Below are 15355 nucleotides of genomic sequence, written 5' to 3'. Positions count from 1 at the left end.
CAGCGTCGAAGACGCGCCGTGTACCAGCGTCGAAGACGCGCCGTGTACCAGCGTCGGGGACGCGCGATGTGCCCGGCGCCGGGAACGCTCGGGGTGCTCACCGGACGCACGGTCAGGTCCGCAGGGCCGGTTCGGTATCGAGCAGGGCGGCGACCTCCGACCAGCCGTCCTCGGAGACGATTCCGAAATGGGTGTAGGGCAATCGGCGCGCGGTGATCCGGGCACCGGCGGCCCGCCAGCCCGACAGCTGGGCGGCGACCCGCGCGGCATCGTCCTCGCCGCCGGGATCGGCCGCGTACAACGCCATCGGCCCGGCGTATCCGGGGGTCTCGGAAACGGTGACCAGGTGCAGCAGCTCACCGGCCGCGGCCCGGATCCGGGCCGCGAGATCGGGGGCGTCCTCGGGTAGTTCCGGCAGCAGTGCGGCCAGCCGGGCCGGGTCGGTGAGGGCCTCGCTCGCCTGTTCGGCCAGATTCGCCAGCGGATGGGAATCGACCAGTCCGACGAACGCGACCTCTTCACCACCGCCGGTGAGCGCGGCGGCGATCGCGTGCACGATATTGCCGCCCAGTGAATAGCCGAGCAGGTGATAGGGCCCGGCGGGCTGGATCTCGCGGATGGTCGCGAGATACCGCGCAGCGAGTTCGTCCAGGTTCGCAGCACCCGATTCCACACCGCGCAGCGCCGGCAGCTGCAGTCCGACCAGTGGGCGGTCGGCGCGCAGGCGGCGGGCCAGCGGCGTGAACTGCCAGGCGGTTCCACCGACCGGGTGAACGCAGAACAGCGGTTCGGCCGACCCGCGCGTCCGCAGTTCGAGCACATGATCGAGTCGCCGGCCCAGCATGGCGATCTCTTCGGAGGGTAGGTCGATTCCGGTGTCCCGCGGCAGTTCGGCAGCCCGCGGTTCCACGTCGATCGCAGTGCCCTCGATCCGCGCTGCCAGGGTGCGGGCCGTGGGAGCCTCGAAGATATCGTCCACGACGACCTCGTGGCCCGCCCGGCGCAGTCGGCCGACCAGCCGGACCGCGGTGAGCGAATGACCGCCCGCGGCGAAGAAATCGTCGTCCGGCCCGACCGCCGCGACGCCCAGCACCGCCGCCATGGCCGCGAGCACCGCCCCGGTGACCGCGGGCAGATCCGGGTCCACGAGCGCGGGCGCGGCCGCCACCGGCACATCCACCGGATATTCCGGCACCGGAAGCGCTTTGCGGTCCAGTTTGTCGCTGATCGTCATCGGGATCTCGTCGAGTTCCACGAAGGCCGCCGGAATCATGTACTCCGGCAGGGTGTCGCGCACCGTCGCGCGGACCGCGTCGACGTCCAGGGCGGCTCCGGTGCGAGTCCGCAGATACGCCACCAGGCGCTGATCGCCGGGATTGTCCTCCCGTAGGATCACCGCCACCTGGGCGATCTCGGGGCGGCGCATGATCGCCGATTCGATATCACCGAGTTCGATGCGCTGACCACGCAGTTTCACCTGGCTGTCGACGCGGCCCACATACTCGAGTTCACCGTCGGCGCCCCAGCGCACCAGATCTCCGGTGCGGTACATCCGTTCGCCGTTACCGGCCGGATCGGCGACGAAGGTCCGCGCGGTCTGCTCCGGCCGGTGCAGATAGCCGCGGGCGAGCTGGATACCGGTCAGGTACAGCTCCCCGACCGATCCGAACGGTACGGGCAGCAGGGCGTCGTCCAGTACCCGTACCCCCGCGCCACCGGGCGGTCGGCCGATCGGCACCGTCACCGTATCGGCGTCGTTGCTCGCGTGATAGGTGATGCACACCGCGGCCTCGGTGGGACCGTAGAGGTTGTTCACCCGGGCTCCGGTCGCCGTGCGGAAAGCGCGGGCGGTCGACGGCGGCAGCGGTTCGCCGCCGGTGAATACGCAACGCAGCGCGGCGCAACCGGAAAGGTCGCTCTCCTCGGCCGTGGTGGTGAGCATGGACGAGGTCATCTGGATGGCGGTGACCCCCTCGTCCGCCATCAGACGCGCCTGGTAGTAGGGGTCGCGGTGACCGTTGGGCTTCGCCACCACGATCCGGGCACCCACCAGCAACGGCAGGAAGATCTCCAGCAGTGAGGCGTCGAAAGTCGCCGGGGTCCGGTACAGGACGGTATCGCCCACCCCGAACCGATGCTGTTCCTGCAACCAGGCGAAGGTGTTCACGATGGCCTCGTGCGGCACCGTCACCCCCTTGGGCACCCCGGTCGAGCCCGAGGTGAACAGCAGGTAGGCCGCGTTCTCCGGGCGCAGCGGCGCGAGCCGGTCGGCATCGGTGAGTGCGGTATCCGCGAATTCGGCGGTATCGAGGGTGTCGATGGATACGACGGGCGCCCGGCCGGTTTCGTAGGCGTCGGCGGTCGTGGTCAGCACCAGCGCGGCGGCGGCGGTCGCGAGGATGGTGTCCACTCGTCCGGCGGGCTGCCCCGGATCGACCGGCAGGTACACCCCACCGGCCCGGCAGATCGCGTGCGCCGCGATCACCGAATCGGCGCCGCGCGCCATGGCGACGACGACCACGGTCTCCGGCGCGATACCGCGTGCGACCAGCCACCGGGCCAGCCGATTGACCCGTGCCCCGAATTCGCGGTAGCCGATCGTCGCATCGGCGACGGTGATCGCCGGCGCGACCGGATCCGGTGCGGTGCGCGGACCCCAGTCGGCCATGGTGGACCCGCGGGTGTCCGGATGGCGAGTGGCGGCCAGCACTGCTCCCGCCGTGGCGCCGGGATCGGCCACGAGGGTGGTGAGCACGGACCCGAGCCGCGCGGCCAGCCGCTCCGCGGAATCGGCGTCCACCGCACCCGGATCGTGGTGCAGCATGAGGCGGAAGCTGTCACCGGGCAGGGCCGTCACGGTCACCGGATAGTGGGTGAGACTGTGCACGGTGACACCGGCCACCCCGATTTCGTGCGAGTCGTTGCCCTGGACACCGGTTTTCGGAAAGTTCTCGTAGACGACGAGCGTGTCGAACAAGCGGCCGATCCCGGCCGCCCGCTCGACGGTGGCCAGGCCCAGATAACCCTGGTTCTGCAATTCGAGTGTGGTCCGCTGGAATTCGGCGAACTGCCCGGCCACCGGAGCGCCGGGATCCAGGGTCATCCGGACCGGCACGGTATTGCTGAACAGCCCGACCATCCCCGCCACCCCCGGCAGCTCGCTCGGCCGTCCCGACACCACCGCGCCGAACACCACGTCGTCCCGGCCCAGCTGCTCGGCCAGCACCAGTGCCCAGGCACCCTGCAACAGGGTGTTCATGGTCAGCCCGTTGGACCGGCCGAACGATTCCAGCGCGGCCGCGGTATCGGCGGCCAGCGGCACGTTCAGGCCCACCGACGCCGACCGCGGCCCGGGCGCACCGACCAGGCTCGGCGCGGACAATCCGCCCAGATACGCGCCCCAGAGCCGGATCGCCGCTGCGCTGTCGCGGGCGGCGAGCCACGCCAGATAGCTCCCGTAGTAACCGGGTTCGGGCAACTGCTCACCGTGGTAGCGGGCGAGCATCTCGCGGAGCACGATCGGCACCGACCAGCCGTCGGCGAGGAGGTGGTGGGCCGTGAGGACCAGCCGGTGCGTGGTATCGGCCACCCGGATGAGCAATGCGCGCAGCAGGGGCGGTTCGGCGATATCGAAGGTTTCCGCACCGGCCCGGTTTTCCAGCTCCAGCGCCGCCTCCTCGGCGGCCGCGGCCGGCCGGTCGCGCAGGTCCTCGACCCGCCAGGCCACCCGCGGTTCCCGGGGGATCACCTGTACCGGCTGGTCGAACTGCTCGTAGCGGAACGCCGCGCCCAGGTTCGGATGCCGGCGCAGCACGGTCGCGAACGCCGCGCCCAGCCGATCCGGATCCACCGGACCGGACAGTTCGAAACGGGCGGTGAGTGTATACACATCGGCCGCGCCGTCCCGCAGTGCGTGGAACAGCAGACCCTCCTGCAGCGGCGACAACGGCAGTACGTCGGCGATCGGACCGTATGCGGCGGCGAGCTCGGTGGCGCCGTCGGGCGGGAGCACGATCGAGACGCTGTCGGCGCGCGGCGTCCGCGCGGTACCGGAATCCGCTGCGGGGTCGGCGGTTCCGGCGGCCGCGGCGAGGTCGGCGAGACTGCGGCGGGTCAGCAGGTCCTGCGGGGCGAGAATCAGTCCGCGCTCCCGCAACCGGGTGCAGACCCCGATCGCGGTGATGCTGTCGCCACCGGCGCCGAAGAAATCGTCGTCGATATCGACGGTATCGCTGCCGAGCAGTTCCGCGACCACCTCGGCCACCGCCTGTTCGGCCGGTGTGCCGGGTTCGCGACCGCCGGTCGGCTCGGCCGGTTCGGGCAGCGCGGTGCGATCCACCTTCCCGTTCACTGTCCACGGCAGTTCGTCGAGCACGACGATGCGGGTCGGAACCATGGCGTCGGGCAGAGATTCGGCCAGCCGGTTGCGCAGGCGGGCTCCGAGGTCCCCGGGTCCGGTGGGCGCGTCCGGCGAATCCGGTGCCGCGACGATGTATCCGATCAGGCTCGCGCGCCCGGCGATATCCCGGATATCCGCGGCCGCCGCGGCCACCTCCGGCAGCCCGCTCAGCGCGGCTTCGACCTCACCGATCTCGATCCGGTGCCCGCGGATCTTCACCTGGGCGTCCGCCCGCCCGGCGTAGAAGTAACCGCGACCGGGGACCCAGCGGGCCCGGTCGCCGGTGCGGTACATCCGCGACCCCGGCGGACCGAACGGGTCGGCCACGAAACTCTGGGCGCTGAAACCGGGCCGGCCCAGATAGCCCTGTGCGATCCCGGCACCCGCGAGGTAGAGCTCGCCGGGCTGTCCGTCCGCCACCACCTGCAGGCCGTTGTCCAGGAGATAGGCCCGCACCCCCGGGAGTGGGACACCGATATGCGGATCCGTACCGTGCACCGGCGCGCCGATGGCGTCGACGGTGGCCTCGGTCGGGCCGTAGAGGTTGACGGCGGTGATCCCGGAACGCTGCACCTGCTGCCACAGATCGGGTGGGCACGCCTCCCCGCCGAGCACCAGCAGCCGCGGCGCGAGTTCGGCCAGTCCGTGGGCGAACAGCGCCGCGGCCAGGGTCGGGGTGCCGTCCACGACGTCCACGCCGTCGGTGCGGAAGGCCGCGACCAGCGCCGCCGGATCACGCCGGATCTCGCTGTCGTACAGATGGATCCGGTGCCCGTCGAGCAGCCACAACAACGGATCGAGTGCGGCGTCGAAAGCGAACGAGGTGGTGTGCGCGACCGTCAGGCGGCGGCCCGCTGCGCGCGCCACGGTTTCGGCGTATATCCCGTCGCGGTGCCCGGCCACCAGCTGGGCGAGGGCGGTGTGATCGATCACCACGCCTTTCGGCGTGCCTGTCGAGCCGGAGGTGTAGAGAACGTATGCGGGGTGATCGCCGCGGATCTGCCCGGTTTCGGCGGTGGTGAGCGGCGCGTCCGGGTAGTCGCGCAATGCGTCGAGAACCGGTTCGCTGTCGAGTTCGACGGCCGGGCAGACGAGTTCGGCGGCCAGTGCGGAATCGGTGAGTACCAGGACCGGGGCGGCATCGTCGATCATGGTCTGCAGCCGGGGTACCGGATGTTCGGGATCGAGCGGCAGGTAGGTACCACCGGCTCGCCAGACCGCGAGCAACGCGACCACCAGATCGACGGTGCGCGGCAGGGCGACCCCGACCGGCCGGCCCGGTGTCACACCCCGAGCTCGCAGATACCTGGCCAGCCGATACACCCGGCCACCGAGTTCGCCGCCGGTGTAATGCCGTGTCCCACCGACCAGAACGGTGCTGCCGGCGTATTCCGCGACCATCCGGTCCACTGCGGCGGGTACCGATTCGGTGGCCACCGCGGCCGACGGACCGGCACGGCCGGCGAGCAACCGCTCGCGTTCGTCCCGATCGATCAGCTCCAGTGTCCCGACCGCCACCTTGTCCAGTTCGGTGAACGCCTCGACGACCCGCACCAGGCCCGCCACCCGGCGGTAGGCGGTCTCCGGATCATTGGTCCGCGCATCGCATTCGAAACCCAGCAGCACCGACTTGTCGGGCAGCGGGGTCACGACCAGGCCGAGATCCTCCGGCGGCCCACCGGCCACATTGCGCAGCACGCCCTCGGCACCGTCGAAATCCAGGGCGAAGTCGAAGACCTTGAGGTTCATCCCGATACCGTGCAGCAGTTCACCCGCTCCGAAACCGCTGAGGTCGCGGGCCAGGTCCGCACCGCTGTAGCGCTGATGCCGGCGCATCTCGCGCAGGGTCTGCGCGACCCGCACACCGAGTTCGCCGACGGTGTCGTGGGCGTGTACCGGCAACCGCAGCGGCAGGACGTTCACCGCCATCGCGGGCGTGCTCAGCGCGACCCGGCCGACCCGGCCCATCATCAGCATCGACAGCACCACATCGGAATTGCCCAGCAGCCGCTGAACATAGGCGGCATAGCAGGCGATGAGCCCGTCGGCCCAGGTGATCCGGTACCGCTCGGTGCAACCGCGCAGCCGCTCCAGCGTCTCCACCGGCAGGATCGCCTCGGCGCGGAGGGTGCGCTCCACCGCACCGCCGAGGGCGGTACCGCGCCCGTCCAACGAGGGTGCGGGACTGAGCTGTTCGCGCCAGTAGCGCTGGTCTTGCGCGAATTGCTCGCTGTCGCGGTAGTTCTGTTCGTCGGCGACCAGGTCGGCGATCGCGCCGAAGGTCGCCTTCGGCGGTTCGCCGCCCCTGCGCAGGGCGGTGTAGTGCGCGGCGACGCGCCGGGACAGCAGTGCCGCGCTGTAACCGTCGACGATCAGGTGGTGGTACAGCTGCACACACCACACCTCGGAGTCGGTGAGCCTGATCAGCGTGTAGTTGTAGAGCCGCCGGTCGACCATGCCGCGGCAGCGCTGCGCCGCCTGATGACGTTCCAGGGCCACTGCCTCGTGGGCGAGCGAACGGGGTTCGGCGGCACCGCGCAGGTCGATCATCGGTTGCAGGACCGCCGGCTCGTCGCAGACGAATTGCCTTGGGCCGGTATCGGTATCGCGGAAACGCAGCCGCATGTTCTCCGCTTCGGCCACGGTCCGGCGGATGGCCTCGGCCAGTGCCGTCACGTCGATCGGGGTGTCACCGGAGATCTCCAGTACCTCGCCGACCAGATAGCGACCGGATTCGGGGTCGAACTGCTGTGCGTTCCAGATCCCCAGCTGCGGACCGGTGAGCGGTAATCCGGGATCGCTTGCCCTCGAGGCGTCCTGCACTGCCGCCGGCACGGCAACTCCCTTCGCTGTGAACCACTTTCGGTGGGGTGCCGATGCCCGCCCCTTATCCGCGGGCACGACACACAACCACAGTTGAGGTTAGCCTAACCTTTACTGAAGGGAAATATCTACCAGGTACGAATTTTGTCCTAGTTTGCCTTGTTCAGACCGTGCGGACCGCCTGTTCGGCCAACGGAACCACCAGCGGGGTGCCCGTTTCCGGGTCGTCGATCACCCGACAGCCCAGGTCGAAGACCTTTTGCACGAGTCCGGCGGTGACGATCTCGCGCGGCGCCCCGGCCGCGACCACCGCGCCGTCGCGCATGGCGACGAGATGATCGGCATAGCGGAACGCGTGATTCAGATCGTGCAGTACCGCGACGATCGTCCGGCCGGTCTCCCGGTTCAACTCGCGGCACAGATCCAGCAGCTGGATCTGGTGGGCGATATCGAGAAAGGTCGTCGGCTCGTCGAGCAGCACGATCGGCGTCTCCTGGGCGAGCACCATCGCGATCCACACCCGCTGCCGCTGACCGCCGGAGAGTTCGTCCACCAGCCGCCCGGACAGTTCGGATACACCGGTGGCCGCCATGGCCGCCGCCACCGCCTCCTCGTCCCGGCGCGACCACTGCCGGATCAGCGACTGGTGCGGATATCGCCCCCGGGCCACCAGATCGGCGACGCGGATTCCCTCCGGCGCGGTCGAGGTCTGCGGCAGCAGCCCGATCCGCCGGGCGACCTCCTTGGCCGGATAACTGCCTATCTCCTTGCCGTCCAGCAGGACCGCGCCGGATTCGGGTGCCAGCAGCCGCGAGAGCGCCCGCAGCAGGGTCGATTTCCCGCATGCGTTCGGGCCGATGATGACGGTGAAGGTGCCGTCGGGAATATCGACGGTCAGTTCGTCACTGATCACCCTGTTGCGGTAGCCCAGCCGGAGCCGGTCGGCCCGGAGCCGCGCCGTCGCGCCGGGATCCGGCGCGACCGCGGTCGCCTCGGCGGTGCTGTGCTCGAGTTCTTCGTCCACGATGATTCCCTCAGTTCCGTCGGGCCTCGGCCACCAGCAGATAGGCCAGATACGCGCCGCCGACCGATGCGGTGACCACGCCGACCGGCACGCTCGTCGGCGCGAACAGCCGCCGCGAGATCCAGTCACACGTCACCAGCAGCAGCGCCCCCATCGCCGCCGCCGGCAGCAACGCGGTCGTCGGGGTGCGGGCCAGGCGCCGGCCCAGCTGCGGTGCCGCCAGCGCGACGAATGCGATCGGACCCGCCACCGCGGTGCCCACCGCCGTGAACGCGACACTGAGCACCGTCAGCACCAGCCGCGCCCGGCCGACCCGGATACCGAGCGCGCGCGCCGCGTCGTCACCCAGTTCCAGCACCTGCAATCGATACGCGGCGGGGATCACCGCAACGGCCAGCAGTGCCAATACGATCAGCGCCGGACCGATCTCGTCCCAGGTGAGCCCGTCCAGCGTCCCGACGCCCCACGCGGCCGCCGACATCGCCTCGTCGAGATCGGCGCGCAGGATGAGCCAGGTATTGACCGCGGCCATCATCGCGCCGACACCGATACCGACGATGATCAGCCGGAAACCCTTGACGCTCTGCCGGAACGCCAGCAGGAAGATCGCGAGCGCGGTGAACAGGCCTCCGCCGACCGCCCCGGCCGCGGTGGCGTAGTAGCCGCCACCGGACAGGATGACCAGCAGCGCCCCGGTGTAGGCGCCGGAGTTGAACCCGACGATATCGGGACTGCCCAGCGGGTTACGGGTGACCGACTGCAGAATCGCGCCGCTGATCCCGAGCGCCGCGCCGAGCACGAGCGCCATGAGCACCCGGGGCAACCGCCATTCCCGCACAACGAGTTCGTCGCCGCCCACTCCGGTACCGAGCAGCGCCCGCAGTACGCGGTCCGGCGGGATGGCGAAATCGCCGGTGCCGAGCGCGAGCAGCGCCACCACACAGGCGGCGACCAGCAGGACGACCGTCACCACGAGGCCGCGCACCCCGATCCGGGTGGTCACACCCCGCAGGCGCAGCACCCGGACCGAACGGCCGAAGTCGACGGTGGAGGCGACACCGAACCGCGACGTCTTGCGCACAGTGGTCACGACTGCCTCATCTCCGAGCGACGGGCCAGCCAGATCAGCACCGGCGCGCCGAGGAACGCGGTCACCACGCCGGCGGACAGTTCGTCGGGCGGGATGGCGACCCGGCCGACCACATCCGCGAAGAGGACCAGCGCGGGCGCCAGCACGAGCGAATAGGCGACGATCCAGCGGGTATCGGGACCGACGATCCAGCGGGCGATATGCGGCACGGCGAGCCCCACGAAGGTGATCGGGCCGACCGCCGCGGTCGCGGTGCCACAGAGCAGGATCAGGGCCAGCGCGGTACAGGCCCGGGTCCGGTTGACGTGCACGCCCAGCGCGCGGGCCAGATCGTCGCCGAGTGCCACGGCGTTGAGCGATCGGGCGGCGACGAAGGCCAGGATCGTTCCGGCCACGATGAAGGGGGTCGCACCGGCCAGCACATCGTAGCCACGGCCGGTCAGCGCGCCGGCGTCCCACTGGCGCATCTTGTCGAAAGCGGTCGAGTTCAGCAGGATGAGCCCCTTGGTGACTCCGGTGAGCACGGCCGTCACCGCGACACCGGCCAGGGTGAGCCGGATCGGATCGGTCCCGCCGCGGCCGACAGTGCCCAGCCGGTACACCAGTACCGACACCACGGCGGCGCCCGCGAAGCCGAACCAGACGTACGAGGAGATGCCGTCGGCGCCCAGATAGGCGACGGCGACCGCGATGGCGAAGGCGGCACCGGCATTGATTCCGAGCAGTCCCGGATCGGCCAGCGGGTTGCGGGTGAGGCCCTGCATCAGACAGCCCGCGACCCCGAGTGCGCTACCCGCGAGCAATCCGAGCAGCGTGCGGGGCAGGCGGTACTCGCTTATCACCAGGTCGTCCGGCGATCCATCGGGGGCCCACAGTGCACTAATGATTTCCCTGATCGGAATATGGGTTACCCCGACCACAAGGCTGAGTATGCAGGCGATTACCAGAACGACGATTGCCAGCAACCATCCAGACCACCTGCGGACACCCACATGTGTGTGGTATTCATAGGACGAACCGGCGGTCATGAGGCGGTGTCACATCCTCTGTGCATCGAATCGTCCCCTTCCCGGCCCGTATGACGTAGGTCACTGTCATCGCTCACAAAAATCGTTAGCAACCCTTTATAGTGAGCGAAGGCTAACCTAACTGAATACCGGCTGGCAACAGAATGCGCCGACACCGCACCCACGGTGTCCGCGAGCGGTGTTCGGCCCCCGACCGGGGTGAGCGGCCCGCCGGCGCAACGACGCACGAGCGAGAGGTGTGAGGGATGTGGACTCCGACGCTGCTGACGCCCGCGCCTGCCTTCCCCCTCGCCGCACAGTTTCCGGTCGAACCCGACCGGGTTGTAAGAAGATGGACAGGGATGAGGGATAGATGACGCAGCCATTCGTCACCTGATCGCCCAGGAAGACGATCTGACACCGCCGGTGGGTTCTTGGCCACCGGATTTCACCTGCGATTGAGCAGAAACCCCCCGAACCGTGGCTTACGCGCGTGCGCGAAAAGCCCGGGGATCACTGCTGCCGTTTTCGCCGGGCGGCACCGTCCGGCCGAAATACGGCGACAAATCGCAAAACCATGAGGGAAAACGATGAACATCAAGTCGATTGCTGCCACCGCGGCGATGACGGCGGCGGCGGTTATGGGCGTCGCCGGAGGCATGGCGAATGCCGATACCTTCGTACCGCTGCCCGGCGGCGAAAAGCTCGGACCCGGCGTGAAATTGAGCCGTGTGGACGAGAGCGCAGTCATCTCGCCGTCCCTGTCCGCCAACGGCGCCGGCCGGGTGGCCTGGCTGAGCGGCCGCGTCTTCGCGGACGTCAGCCAGACCCCGGAAGGCACCCCCGGCCCCTGGAAGGGCCCGACCAACGCCCCCGGCACCAACAACTCGTCCACCCACGGCGCCTCCCGCGTCAGCGCCGGGTACATCGTCGGCTGCCAGGTCAGCATCGCCGACAACGCGATCTCGGCCGGCCTGTCCGCCAGCCTGAGCACCTCCAGCCTGGGTGCCAGCGGCTCGCTCGGCCTCAAACTCGGCCCGGGTGAGGTCAAGTTCGTCAATGTCGAGGGTGTCGATATCCCGAAGCCCGGCGTCTACTGGGTCGATTACAAAGACGTCGAAATGAATATCGAGGGTTGCGCCGGATACGCGCAGGCGCGTTCCTACGCCGTGGTCGAGATCATCGGCGACCACTATTCGAAGACCACCCTGTACGGAGCTCCGTTCAGCATCGGCTGACGCACGTCGTATCTGGTCGATCAATCCGTCGCTGAACGGAATTCTTTTCCGAGAGGGAAACTGTCATGTCTGTCATCAAGAAAAGCGCCGCACGGGTCGCCGGCCTGGCGGCCGCGTCCGTCGCCGCGGTCGGCCTGCTCTCGACCGGCGCGGCCAATGCCGACACCTTCGTCCCGCTGCCGGGTGCGGAGCTGAACCACACGCTGCCGAACGGGCTCAACATCACCGCCCGGATCGCCAACGAGTCGGCGACCATCAACCCCTCGATGGGTTCGACCCCGCTGCACCGCAACGCGTGGGTCTCCGGTAGCGCGCAGGTCGAGGTGCACGGTCCGCACAAGGGCACCAAGATCACCCCCGGCTATGTCGTGGGCTGCCAGGTCGATATCAGCGGTGGCGCCGCCAACGGCGGTGCCGGGCTCACCCAGTCGGGTGAGAACCTGAGCGGCAACCTCAGCTCCGGCGCCAACCTGACCCTCGGCCCGGGTCAGGCCACCTCGTTCCTGCTGCTCGATATCGAGAAGCCGGACGTCTACGGCGACGAAGGCCATACCTTCGCCGTCAAGTTCACCGGTAAGGACGGCTCGGTGACCTGGACGGATTCCACCATCGGCCTCAACGGCTGCGCTGGTTACGCCCAGGCCCGCTCCTTCGTGCGGGTCGAGACGACCACCGATCAGGGCATCTCCGAGTTCCGCGTCTGGGGTCAGCCCTTCAGCATCGGCTGATCGGGTCCAGCCGGATTCGTTCGACGGCGACAGCCCCGGCCGCACGGCCGGGGCTGTCGCTGTGCGCGCCCGGCCGGTGCGCGCGTCGCAGACCCCACGGGCCCACAGCGCCTCGCGCGGCTCGGCGCATTTGCGCCTCGACACCACTGCGTCCCGGTCCGTTCGCTCGGCCTGTTTGTGACACTGCACAAAAACACCTGGATTGCCGCATCCGGCGATCCGGCCGTCCGCTCGGGACAGCGGCCCGGGCACACCCCGCCACCGCGGCCGGTGCCGAACGCCGAGCGGGCCCGCCCGGCCGCGTTCACTAAGCTGACTCTCCTATGGCTACCGGCGCGACTCTGCACACCGTCTCCCTGCACCTGTCCGATATCGACCGGGGTGTCTACCAGGAGCTGGACCTGCGGATGGCCCGGCATCCCTCGGAGACCACAGAATTCCTGATCACCCGACTACTGGCCTACTGCCTCGAATACACCGACGGCATCACCTTCAGCGACGGCGGGGTCTCCTCCACCGACGAACCGGCGGTCCTGGTCCGCGATCTCACCGGCCGGATCACCGCGTGGATAGAGGTCGGCGCCCCCGATTCCGACCGCGTGCATCGCGGCAGCAAACTGGCCGGCCGAGTCGCGGTGTACACCCATCGTGACCCCGCCAAGGTGCTGGCACAGCTCACCGGTAAGCGGATCCACCGCGCCGAGACCATTCCCCTCGTCTCCTTCGATCGCGCCTTCGTAGCCGCCGCGGCGGCAGCCCTGGAACGCCGCAACACCGCCACGGTGTCGGTCACCGAGCGCCAGCTCTACCTCGAACTCAACGGAACCTCGCTCAGCACTCCGGTCGAGGAACGACTCCTCGGATAGGTCCGGTCCCCGGCCGCTTGACTTCAAGGTTAGTTCAGGTTTCACAGTGGTGGCATGGACGCGGACGACGAACGGAACATCAGGGCCACCCTGGCGACTCATACCGAACTGTGGGTGCGCCACGAGATGCACCGGTGGGGAACATATTTCACCGCGGATTCGGATTTCGTCACCCATCGCGGGATCTGGTGGCGCTCGCGCGAGGCGAACGTGCGGGGCCATCTGGACGTACCGGAGTCGGTGATCGCGCAGAAACGCGGATACACGCAGGAGATCGTCGCGCTCGACGAACTGGCACCGGGCGTCGTACTCGCGCACACCCGCTGGCACTGGCCCGGACACATCCTGCCCGGCGCGGCCACTGCCGAAGACCGATGGGGATACATCACCCTGGTCCTGGTCCACCGCGACGGCTCCTGGCTCATCCGGGCGGCACACAATACGCGGGCGAACGGACTGGACGACTTCGCCCCGCGACGATCCGCCGCCGGAACCGGATGACTCGGAGCGGATGTCACCCCCGAGCCGCCACCCGATAACCGATCGTCGGGAACACCCGGTCGACCCCGAGCCGGCCGGCCGCGTCACGCCGGGTCAGGACGGCGGCACCGCGCATCAGATTCTCGGCGATCTCCACCACACCCGGGCTGCCGATATCCGGGCCGGCCCAACGATTGAACGCCCCCAGCGCCGGACCGCACCACAGCTGGAAATCACCGCGGCGCTCGACCTCGCCCTCGGTGGCCCAGCGAGTGGACATACCGAGATACCACCGGAAGCACAGCGCCATCCGGTGTTTGCGGTCCCGCTCGGCGCGGGCGAGCTGCTTGGGATCGCGTTCCTGCCAGAAATCCCTGGTCTGCGCCCAGATCTCGTCGACACTCGCGCCGAAGATCTCGGTCTCGAGCTTCTTCAGATCCGCCGGGCTCAATTCCTCCAGGCCGGGGTGGGCGGTATAGCGGTCGTAGAGCCACTGAGCGCGGGTCCAGAAACGACTCCCCTTCTTCAGCACCTGCACCCGGGCGCCGATCTCGAACATATCGGCGGCGGGAGCGGTGGTGAAATCGGCGATATCGGCCGCCGCGAGCAAGGTTTTCGCCGCCGCCGACAGATCGGCCTCCGGGGCGAGCTGGTTGATCGAACCGGTGAGCACATAGTCCGCGCCGAGCGCGAAGGCGGCGGCGACCGCCTCGGGGGTGCCCAGGCCGCCCGCGGCACCCAGCCGGACCTGCCGGTCGTATCCGTACTGCCCGGAGATCTCGGCACGCAGGGCGATCATCCGCGGCAGCAGTGCCAGCAGTGGGCGGCCGTCGGTATGACCGCCACTGTCCCCCTCCACCGTGAGGTCGTCGGCGACCGGGATCAGCGCGGCCAGTTCGGCTTCGGCCGCGGTCAGCTGCCCGGCAGCGACCAGTTTGCGCAGGATCTTCTCCGGAGCGGGCGCGAGAAAAAGGCGCGCGACCTCGGGCCGGGACACCTTCGCCATGATCTTGGTGGGGCGCTGGATCCGGCCGTCGGGACCCCGGTGCAGCCCGGACGCGGCACACCGCACGACGGCCGGGGTGAGCCCCATGAACGCCGATGCCGAGATGGCCGGCACCCGGTGTTCGAGCAGCAGGGCGGCCGTGGCCTCCTCCAGTTCGGGTTCGCCGGGATTGTGCAGGAGATTCGCCCCCCACGGCAGACCGTCGAGCTGCCGGGCCAGCTCGGCCACCGTCCGCTCCACCCGGGCGAGGCTCAGCCCACCGGTGCCGAAGAAGGACAGGATCCCGGATCGCGCGGCGGCGGTGACCATCTCGGCGGACGCGATCCCCCGGGCCATCTCGCCGACCACATACGACAACCGCACCCCGTACGCCCGCCGGAACGCCGCCGAACCCAGCGTCGTCACGGCGCACGGTTCGACAGTTCCGAGCACCGGATGGTCACCGGCCACCGCGTCGGCGGCCGGGACGAGCCGTCCATCCGCCGCCGGTACCGGCTCGGCGTCCGGTGCGACCACGAACACCCGCCGCTCGAGCTCGTCCAGCAGTTCCGCGGCGGCACCGCCCACCACCTCCGGATCACGCAGGTACAGGTCGTGGGCGTCGGCACGCGACCCCGGCAGGGTCGGCGTGGGGTACGGGGAAGACATGGTCGAATCCTTCGATCGGGGTGATGCGGGGTACCGCGCGGGTGGG

9 protein-coding genes are annotated in these 15355 nt (G+C 69.4%); 4 read left to right on the top strand and 5 right to left on the bottom strand.

Annotated elements, in window-relative coordinates; translation table 11 throughout:
* Nucleotides 1–112: 112 nt before the first annotated feature.
* The 4 genes from ACWCPQ_RS08895 to ACWCPQ_RS08880 all read right to left on the bottom strand — a co-directional run bounded on the left by ACWCPQ_RS08895 (nt 113) and on the right by ACWCPQ_RS08880 (nt 10364).
* A complete protein-coding gene (locus ACWCPQ_RS08895) occupies nt 113–7234 on the bottom strand; it encodes an amino acid adenylation domain-containing protein (protein ID WP_449896387.1) in 7122 nt (2373 codons plus the stop codon).
* A gap of 151 nt (nt 7235–7385) precedes the next feature.
* Nucleotides 7386–8249: an ABC transporter ATP-binding protein gene (locus tag ACWCPQ_RS08890; protein WP_449896803.1), complete on the bottom strand. Its 864-nt coding sequence runs from the start codon at nt 8247–8249 to the stop codon at nt 7386–7388.
* Between the two features lie 7 nt (nt 8250–8256).
* A complete protein-coding gene (locus tag ACWCPQ_RS08885) occupies nt 8257–9336 on the bottom strand; it encodes a FecCD family ABC transporter permease (protein WP_449896385.1) in 1080 nt (359 codons plus the stop codon).
* The gene (locus tag ACWCPQ_RS08880; RefSeq protein WP_449896383.1) at nt 9333–10364 is read right to left on the bottom strand and encodes a FecCD family ABC transporter permease; all 1032 of its coding nucleotides are present in this window, start codon (nt 10362–10364) and stop codon (nt 9333–9335) included. Before ACWCPQ_RS08880 ends, ACWCPQ_RS08885 begins: the two co-directional genes overlap by 4 nt.
* Before the next feature lie 569 nt (nt 10365–10933).
* On the opposite strand from ACWCPQ_RS08880, the gene ACWCPQ_RS08875 reads away from it, so the two are divergent.
* From ACWCPQ_RS08875 to ACWCPQ_RS08860, 4 genes are all read left to right on the top strand, one after another.
* Entirely contained in the window at nt 10934–11581 is a 648-nt protein-coding gene (locus ACWCPQ_RS08875; protein ID WP_449896381.1) for an MspA family porin, read from the top strand.
* A 65-nt stretch (nt 11582–11646) separates the two neighbouring features.
* The gene (locus tag ACWCPQ_RS08870) at nt 11647–12309 is read left to right on the top strand and encodes an MspA family porin (RefSeq protein WP_449896380.1); all 663 of its coding nucleotides are present in this window, start codon (nt 11647–11649) and stop codon (nt 12307–12309) included.
* 323 nt (nt 12310–12632) lie between these two features.
* Nucleotides 12633–13175: a YaeQ family protein gene (locus tag ACWCPQ_RS08865; RefSeq protein WP_449896378.1), complete on the top strand. Its 543-nt coding sequence runs from the start codon at nt 12633–12635 to the stop codon at nt 13173–13175.
* Between the two features lie 54 nt (nt 13176–13229).
* Nucleotides 13230–13676, top strand: a complete 447-nt coding sequence (locus tag ACWCPQ_RS08860) for an SgcJ/EcaC family oxidoreductase (RefSeq protein ID WP_449896376.1) — start codon at nt 13230–13232, stop codon at nt 13674–13676.
* Nucleotides 13677–13689: 13 nt separating this feature from the next.
* On the opposite strand, the gene ACWCPQ_RS08855 is transcribed toward ACWCPQ_RS08860, so the two are convergent.
* On the bottom strand, nt 13690–15309 hold the full coding sequence (locus ACWCPQ_RS08855) for a PfaD family polyunsaturated fatty acid/polyketide biosynthesis protein (RefSeq protein WP_449896374.1): 1620 nt from the start codon (nt 15307–15309) through the stop codon (nt 13690–13692).
* Nucleotides 15310–15355: the final 46 nt, after the last annotated feature.

The sequence above is a fragment of the Nocardia sp. NPDC001965 genome (assembly GCF_053594175.1).
The sequence above is the reverse complement of the archived record's forward strand: the minus strand, read 5'-3'. Positions and strand labels throughout refer to the sequence as shown.